The sequence below is a fragment of the Aetokthonos hydrillicola CCALA 1050 genome (assembly GCF_017591665.1).
In the GTDB taxonomy this organism is placed as follows: Bacteria; Cyanobacteriota; Cyanobacteriia; order Cyanobacteriales; family Nostocaceae; genus Aetokthonos; species Aetokthonos hydrillicola.
The window spans coordinates 1-2,643 of sequence record NZ_JAAKGC010000274.1; the positions used below are offsets into that span (position 1 = coordinate 1).

The following is a 2,643-nucleotide window of genomic DNA, read 5'->3' on the forward strand; positions in this document are numbered from 1 at the left end:
TGAAAACAGAACTAGAAAAACAAAAGTAGCACCGCTGTGGGAAAGGCATGGGGCATGGGGCATGGGGCATGGGGCAACGAGCAACCAAAGTCTAAGTTAATCGTTTTTTCCTACTCCCCCTGCTCCCTACACCCTACACCCTGTTCATTAAGGTTTTGGCCGAGGGAACTGAGAAGGTGACTTGAAGTTTTCTACTGGTACATTTTTCAATGCCTTTGTCATAAAATCGCGCCAAACAGGTGCGACCATAACCCCACCAGTAGCTCCACGAGCTAAACTTCTGTTGTCATCCCTACCAACCCAAACAGCAGTTGTTAACTGTGGTACAGTACCAACAAACCAAATATCCTTTTCTGAAGAAGTTGTTCCTGTCTTACCCGCAGCAGGTCGATCTAATGCAGCATGCTTACCAGTACCTTCACTAATAACTGAGCGCATAACATCAAGAATTGCTGCTGAAGCCCAGGGATCAAGAACCTGTTGAGGTTTAGGTGTATTATCTAGTAAGACATTGCCACTACTATCGGTGACGCGGGCAATTACCGTTGCAGGAGACTGCCAACCATAATTAGCGAACGTAGCATAAGCACTGGCCAATTCTAAAGGTGTAATACCAATTGCACCTAAAGGTAAAGAAGTTACAGGTTCCATTGGACTTGTAATCCCCAGAATGCGACAAGTCTCAACAACTTTATTCATTCCCACTGCCTTACCAACTTTAATCACGGGAATGTTGCGAGACTGAGCGATCGCGTAGCGGACCGACATCGGCCCACCAAAACTATTATCGTAGTTTTTTGGATAGTACCAACCATCACCGTCTCTGTAACCTACTGGGGTATCATAAATTGTAGAATCTGGTGCAAATTTACCACTAGCAAAAGCAGTATAGTATACGAATGGCTTAAATGATGAGCCTGGCTGCCGTAAAGCTTGGGTCGCTCGGTTAAACTCGCTAGTTTTGGAATCTACACCACCCACCAATGCTTTCACAAAATGAGTACGTGGATCAATTGCGACTAAGGCCATTTGATTCTTGTACAATCCCTCTCCCTCTAGTCTTTGATGCCAGCGCTTTACTGTTTCCTCTGCCATATACTGAAAATCAGTATCTACAGTAGTTTGTACGCGCATTCCGCCTTTCAAGAGTGCTTCACGACCAAATTTTCTTGCTAACTCCTGGGCTACAGCATTCGTTATATAAGGCAAAGCACTACCTTGAAATGACCTGTATCTTCTTCCCAGCTTAATTTGTTGTTTAAGGGCATTATCATATTCTGAGTCAGTGATCCAACCCAATTCTCTCATTCGACCCAGAACTATTTTCTGCTGTTCTTTTGCCTTAGCCATATTGACGTAAGGGCTGTATTGTTCCGGCGCTTGGATCAACCCAGCCATCATTGCTGATTCACCCAAGTTCATATTTTCAGCAGATTTGTCAAAGTAAGTGCGGGCTGCTGTTTGCACACCATAATTGTTATGACCCCAATACACTTGGTTGAGGTACATTTCTAGAATTTGGTCTTTGCTGAGAATTTGCTCTAAACGAATAGCTAGTACAGCTTCTGCAATTTTGCGCGTAAATTCACGCTTTTGAGACAAAAAGAGGTTTTTCACCAACTGCATGGTGATGGTTGAACCACCTTCTTTGACTCCGCCTGCTGTCCAGTTTGTGATTATAGCACGGCCAACACCTTTAGGGTTGATACCATGATGATAGTAAAAATCACTATCTTCACTTGCCAGTACCGCTCTTTTGAGATCTGGAGAAATTCTGTCTAAAGGTACAACCTCTCGATTGGCTTCTCCGTGAATACTGGTAAGTAACTTACCTTTTACGTCATATATATAAGTCGTTTCTGACGGAAAGAAGTTACGTAATTGTCTAACATCTGGCAAATTACGGAAACTGACTGCTAAGCCTACCAGTCCTCCGGCTACAACAGAACTCGCCAGCATTGTAACAGATAGTAGAGTGGCACCAGCTACCTGACCCACTCCTTTGAAAAACTCAAAACCGGATGAAGCCTGGCGTTGCGCCTGTTTATCTTCAAAAGTCCTAGACGACACGGCTATCTCACTTCCTCACTTGTAAATATAAGTCTAATTTCATTGGTGAAGCAAGGCGGTTAATTTTTTGCAATTATATAAGTTTGGTAGATGAAAATTTAAACAAGTTGCCAGTGGTTAGCATCGATTCTACTTTGAAAGTACAGAACATAGTTAATAGTCAATATCTTAGTATGACGCAAAATTTTTCTTGGTTGCATCGTGGTACAGCCGAGATCTTCCCACAACCGACAGATGCTGATAGCGAAATTGAAAGTTTAGAAAAGCGCTTGGCAACTACAGACCGACCTTTAAGGGTTAAATTGGGAATTGACCCTACAGGTATGGATATTCATCTTGGTCATAGCATACCAGTCCGAAAATTGCGAGCTTTTCAAGACGCAGGTCACACAGCAGTGCTAATTATTGGTGATTTTACCGCTCGCATTGGAGATCCGACTGGTAAATCAGAAATGCGTCGCCAGCTTTCCGAACAAGAGGTTGTGCAAAACGCCCAAACTTATCTTGACCAAGTACGACCTATATTAGATTTTGATACACCCCAACGAGTGGAAGTTCGCTACAATTCGGAAT

The 2,643-nt window shown here is 43.2% G+C and carries 2 protein-coding genes; one reads left to right on the forward strand and one right to left on the reverse strand.

What is annotated here, in order from left to right:
• Positions 1-147: 147 nt before the first annotated feature.
• Positions 148-2,070, reverse strand: a complete 1,923-nt coding sequence (locus tag G4P69_RS36845) for a transglycosylase domain-containing protein (protein ID WP_208354776.1) — start codon at positions 2,068-2,070, stop codon at positions 148-150.
• A 173-nt stretch (positions 2,071-2,243) separates the two neighbouring features.
• On the opposite strand from G4P69_RS36845, the gene tyrS reads away from it, so the two are divergent.
• On the forward strand, positions 2,244-2,643 hold a 400-nt coding region (tyrS, locus tag G4P69_RS36850; protein WP_208354777.1), incomplete at its 3' end, for a tyrosine--tRNA ligase.